This window comes from Hyella patelloides LEGE 07179 (genome assembly GCF_900659865.1).
Taxonomy (GTDB): domain Bacteria; phylum Cyanobacteriota; class Cyanobacteriia; order Cyanobacteriales; family Xenococcaceae; genus Hyella; species Hyella patelloides.
Window position 1 is genome coordinate 1 of record NZ_LR214118.1, and the last position, 5,953, is coordinate 5,953.

A 5,953-nucleotide genomic window follows, 5' to 3' on the forward strand; every position below is an offset into this window, starting at 1 on the left:
CTTCTTTATTACTAGGATTACATAACTTAATTGATAGCATTAATCAATTTCCCACACTGCTTCTTTCTGGATAAATCACCTTATTTCGTAATCTTTTAATTCGGAAAGTGACAGAAGAGGGATATATCGATGTTGAGCAACGTAAGGAAATGAATTGGAATGATTATAGTTATTGGCGATCGCAAAAAAGCGGTCTTCAAGTAGTTAAAGACCGCATAGTTTATGAGTAAATTGATTAAGCTTATTTATCTATTTCTGCCAAAATTTCTGTAATTTTTTCACAGAGTAATTCGTGACAGTTCCCATTAGTAGCTACGATACAACCCCATTTTCTAACATCGCCTTGGTTATAGAAAACAGGCTTGCCAGTTTCATAAGTAAATTTGCCCCCTGCTTCAGTTAAAATCAGTTCTGGTGCTGCAAAATCCCAATCCTTAGCAGCCGATTTACCTGACAAGGAGATATAAACATCAGATTCTTGTTCGAGAATCGTAGAAATTTTTCCTCCAACACCACCCATGTATTTTTTACCCTTAAAAGGTAAGGTATCAATTAATTTTTGAAATCTTTCATCACGATGAGAACGACTGACAATTAGATACAAATCTTCTGGTACTTTTCGCTCAGAAACTTCGATCGGGGTGATTTTTTGATCTTCTTTAGTTTGCACAAAAGTACCTTGACCTTTAACTGCATAGTATAGTTTACCTGCTTCGGGAATACCAACAATCCCAATTACAGGACGACCTTGATAAGCCAAAGCGATATGAAAACCATATTCACCGGTTTTATCAATAAAATCGCGAGTTCCATCTAAAGGATCGATAATCCAGACCCAATCTTTAGCTATGGGCTCTGCTTTTTTAACATCAAAAGTTTCTTCGGAAAGATAGCCAAAATCGAGATCGCTAAATTTAGCTCGTAGGTTCTCTAAGATATGTTTGTTAGCAGCAAGATCGGCTTTAGTTACAGGACCATCTTTTTTGTTTTTAATATCCAGGTCTTTTGTTTGACTATTGTAGTAAGAACTAAGAATATCTGATGCGCCCCAAGCGACAGAACAAGCTATTTCGGCAATTTCGGTTAGCTTTTCTGGTTGATTGATGTCCAAAGCAGTCTCCTTATTCTTTTGATATTAATCACAGAAATTATGGCATTAATTGATAATTCTTGAAAGTTATTTCAGAGACTGTTTTTATGCTGAGCGCAAAATTCTGTTGATAGTATCAAACAGTTCTTGTTCATCACAAGGTTTGATTAAGTAGGCTGCTGCACCCAACTGTAAGGCTAATTTACGGTGTTTGTCGCTGTCTCTGGAAGTCAAAATAATTACAGGAATATTTTTGTTATTTTTAGTTTGACGCAAAGCTTTTAAGAATTGGAAGCCATTCATCATCGGCATTTCTAAATCGCAAACTATCAAATTTACACCATCTAACTTTTGTAGTTTTTCTAGTGCTTTAAGTCCATTTTCTGCTTGATATACTTCATCACTAACTTTTTCTAGAGACATAGCGATACTTTGGCGCAAACTAGAGGAATCATCTACTACTAAAAGAGTTTGTGCCAATGCTGATGAATTGAAAACAGCTTGAGTAGCATCACTACTAGGAGGTAAAGCAGGAGTTGTCGATCCGCTTAATTGTCGTGTAGATTCGGGTTTGATTGCAGGTGGTGAATAAGGAGTATATTGATTCAATTTGAGTAGCACTGCACCGTCAATAACAAGAGTTAAGCTACTGTCTTTTAAAACGCTACAGCCGTAGATATATTTCGGAGGAGCGATCGCACTTCCTAAAGGTCTAATTACTAATTCTTGTTCTCCTAAAACGCGATCTACTTCTAAACCGATCAAGCCTCCCTGACGACGCAATAAGAGAATGGGATTATAAAGGTTTTCTGGTGCATCCATAATCCTTCCAGGGATAGTGCGCGGATATTCAATCAGGCTTGATAGTCTTCTGACAGGAATGATTTCTTTATCGTTGTCAGTTTGCCAATGAAGAACTTTATGTCCTTCAAATATTTTGATTTGATTAGAAATGGGGACAACAATTCTTTCTATCGCATCGATAAGAAGCGCGTAAGTAATGCCTCCTGCTTGAGTTAGCATCAGTTTGGCAATCGTTAAGCTTAAGGGGATTTGTAAGGCGAAAATAGTCCCTTTATTAGGAACAGATTCAATAGAAACATTACCCTCCATAGCTTCAATTTGCGATCGCACTACATCTAAACCCACACCTCTCCCTGAGAGAGAACTAACTTTCTCCGCAGTGGAAAATCCTGGTTCAAAGAGTAATTCTAAAAGTCTGGAAGATCCTAAATTTTCTCCTTGTTCGGCTGTAATCAGTTTCCTTTCAATGGCACGATTTTTGATTTTTTCGATATCGATCCCTTTACCGTCATCTTTAATTTCGATGATAGTTTTACCACCTTGATAGTAAGCTCTAAGCTCGATTGTACCTGTTTCGGATTTGCCTTGTTGCTGACGTGCTTCTGGGGGTTCAATACCATGATCGAAGGAGTTACGAATCAAGTGTAATAAAGGATCGTAAAGTTTTTCTTCGATGGTTTTATCAACTAAAATATGACCGCCAATAATTTTTAATTCAACGGGTTTTTTATAAGTACTCGATAGCTGCTGGAGCATCCGAGGAAAACGATTGAAAACTCTACCAATGGGAGACATTCTAGTTTCAATCAATTCATCCCTCATGTTTAACAACATTCTTTGTTGTTTTTGAGTATTTCTTTTAGCTTGTTTGTTGTGATTCTTAATCTTTTCAGCGATCGCAGTAATATCAGAGTTACTATTTAAAATTAACTGCAATAGCTGATTAACATTAGTTCCTGAATCAGATAATTGTAATTTATTATGAGCATTTGCAGAGGAACTTACAGAAGAAATACTGACAATCTCTGAAAGTTTTTGTGGTAATTCTTGCCTTAATTTTTCCTGCTCAGGTGAAATATAAACATCATCAACACTATCAACTAATTGGCTAATAACTTGTTCGCTATAGTTTATTTTGTTTAATAATTCTTGAACAAAGGTATAAATTTGTTCGTCTTTAAGAATATTTTGGTTTTGGTTGATTAATAATTCCCCAACAAGATCGTTTAGCTTTTCTAGAGATTCTAAATTAACTCTAACTGTTCGATTTGCTTGAGATTTGCGTTCTTTTTCTGATTTTTTATTAGAAGCTAATTTCGGCTTAGCAGGAGAAGTAAAGTTAGTAGTTTCTGTCTTATAATCATCAATCTTGCTATTAGATACAGTAGAAGTTATTTCACTAGCTTGATTTTCTTTTGTCTTGGTAATTATTGGAGTTTCTGAAGTTTGATTAGAATTATTTGGCTGGCTATCTGTAGCTGTTTCTTTACCCCAAATCTCACTTAATAACTCTGATTTATCTTCTGATTGAGTAGTCTCTTGAGGCTCATTTTTAATCTCAATAGGTCTGTCAGAAATCATGGTTGCCATAGGCAGATCGAGATCATTTTTCTCGACCGCTTCAAAAGAGGCAACTTGTTCTGTAGCTAAAATTTGACTATTATCTGATTCTAATAATTCTAAATCTGATTCGGAAAGAGTAAATAAATCTTCAACATTTTCTTCGTCTTCTGCTGTAACTTCTTGGTAGCTAACAAATTCAATTTTGTTTTTTGGTTCGGAATTAATTACTGCGGTATTTTCACAAGTATCTTGATTTTCAATTAAAGTAGCAGAGGTTACTGAAGTTACTTCTTCATCAAGCTGTTCTAAAACTTGACCCATTGATTCTAAGATTTCTCGATCCGAGTCTTCAGCATCTTGCTCGCTAGGAACAAAATTAGAATCAGCAAATTGTAACAATTGAGAAGAAGGTTCACCACCCCGTTCTCGATCGCCTTCTAAAACTTGTTTTTTCGCTGCCTCAATATTCGCCATTGCTGCTTGAGCAATTTCTAAAGAGCGATTACTATTACGATCTAAAGCGGTAATAATAGTTTGAGCAATTTCCCCAAATCCAGGTAAACCTAGAGACTCAGCTAACCCAATGAAAATTTCTGCTTGGATGCGTAGGGTTTGAGCAATATTACTATTATCGCTACCAGCGATCGCAACTGATAGTTCTTGTAAACGCTCAGGAATCACCGCATCAAAGAAAGATTCCACCACATCTAGACCAAGCTCTTCAGAAGTAGGGAAAGCATCTTGATCGGTGAGATAATCACCAAAAATTTCTTGTAGTTGAGCAAATACAGCAGCAGCACGATCTAAAATAGCATCGCGATCGATAGAAACTTGACTAAATTCGGCTGTTAAAGGCTCTCGTAAACATTCAAAGCTTTCGTAGATGAGTCTTTTAGTTTCATCATCAATTTCTAATTCTGGATTATAAAGAGCTTTAAAAACATCCTCCATTGAATGAGCAACGGTTTTAATCGTTTCTAGCCCTACATTAGCAGCCCCACCTTTGAGGGTATGAGCAGCCCGCATCAGAGAATTAACTCTTAAAGCTCGGTCTTGAATTGCGACTTCACCTTCATTGATCGCAAAAATTTCTTCCTCAATAGTTTGTAAAAGTTCTGGTGCTTCTTCAAGAAAGAATTGATAGGCTTGGTCGCGAATATCTGGATCGGTAATCATTTTTAATAAATAGAGATTTAGAATAAGGAGTTAGAAGTATGTAGAGAAGCGACGGGGCCTACAAGCATTGAGGTCTCCTCAAAAGACAAGGGCTTGTCACCTGAATTAAATTCAGGTGCTTGAAAACCTCGCAGCTTCTCATATATCGCGTCTGTACGGGAGCCAGGAATCAGGAGTCAATAGATGCACAAATTAACTATTAAGAATCAATCAACAACGAACTACTGACCACTAACTCCTAACTACTAACAATCTTCGAGAAATTAGAAATTACTTAACTCTGAATCGAGAAATGCTAGATTGAAGGTTTTGCGCTAGTTTTTCTAATTCTTGGAAAGAGCCAGAAATACGTTGTGAATCTTCGGAAGTTTCGTAGGCAATTGTTGCTACTTGTCCTACTACCTTAGTTACTGATTCTGCTTGTTTGGTTTGAGCATCCGCAGCCAGGCTAATATCCTTAACTAACTCCCGTATTTCCTCTGTAGAAGAAACAATCTCATTGAGACTATCTCTAGTTTCAGTAACTAAGTTAGTTCCTTCTGCTACCTGTTGGACTCCTGTTTCCATTGCAGCAGCTACTTCTTGAGTTTCTTCTTGAATCTCTCTTACCAGTTTTTCAATTTCAGTAGTCGCCTCCGAAGATTGTAAGGATAGGTTGCGGACTTCATCTGCTACTACAGCAAATCCTTTACCATATTCTCCTGCACGAGTTGCTTCTAGGGCTGCGTTGAGAGCCAGCAGGTTAGTTTGAGCAGCAAAGGAGCTAATGAGGTTAACTACACGAGAAATTTTCTGAGAAGAATCACTGAGTCGTTTAACTCGTTTCCCAGCATCCGCTACAGTTTCTCTAATACCGAGAATACTTTCTACAGTTTTATTCATTGCGCGATCGCCGTTTTTGACAATAGAATCTGCTTGCTCAATGGCAGAGTCTACTTTCTTAGCATTTTGGGTGGTTATACTAGAGGCTTCGATAGTAGCTTTGATCTGCTCGACAGCTAGTTCTAATTCTTCAAGCTGTTTCTGTGCTTTGAAAGATAAACCTTCCATGGCAGAACTACTATTTCCTGTAGTATCCGCTACTGTTTCTACGGCCTCTTTAACTTGGACAACGATTTCTTTGAGAGAATCAAGAGTGGTATTGTAAGCTCCTGCGATTGTACCAATTTCGTTTTCGGTAACATTAGCACGAACAGTTAAATCACCGCTAAAAGCTGGTCTAACAGTACGTAACATTTCTACCGCTTGTTTTTGTAATTCTTCTTTAGCAGCCCTTTCCCTCTTAATAGTTTGTTCTAGTTGCTCTGTTTGCTGTTGCAG

General features: G+C 37.3%; 4 protein-coding genes. 1 reads left to right on the top strand and 3 read right to left on the bottom strand.

What is annotated here, in order from left to right:
* The first annotated feature begins 107 nt into the window (after nucleotides 1-107).
* Nucleotides 108-230, top strand: coding sequence for a hypothetical protein (locus H1P_RS39110; RefSeq protein ID WP_281291265.1), 123 nt, complete (start codon nucleotides 108-110; stop codon nucleotides 228-230).
* An 11-nt stretch (nucleotides 231-241) separates the two neighbouring features.
* On the opposite strand, the gene H1P_RS30205 is transcribed toward H1P_RS39110, so the two are convergent.
* The 3 genes from H1P_RS30205 to H1P_RS30215 all read right to left on the bottom strand — a co-directional run.
* Nucleotides 242-1,111, bottom strand: a complete 870-nt coding sequence (locus tag H1P_RS30205) for a 3'(2'),5'-bisphosphate nucleotidase CysQ family protein (RefSeq protein ID WP_222427315.1) — start codon at nucleotides 1,109-1,111, stop codon at nucleotides 242-244.
* A gap of 84 nt (nucleotides 1,112-1,195) precedes the next feature.
* Nucleotides 1,196-4,633 (bottom strand): hybrid sensor histidine kinase/response regulator, encoded by a 3,438-nt coding sequence (locus tag H1P_RS30210; protein ID WP_144874725.1) that lies wholly within the window; start codon nucleotides 4,631-4,633, stop codon nucleotides 1,196-1,198.
* 270 nt (nucleotides 4,634-4,903) lie between these two features.
* The coding region (locus H1P_RS30215; RefSeq protein WP_246142022.1) for a methyl-accepting chemotaxis protein at nucleotides 4,904-5,953 on the bottom strand (1,050 nt) is incomplete at its 5' end.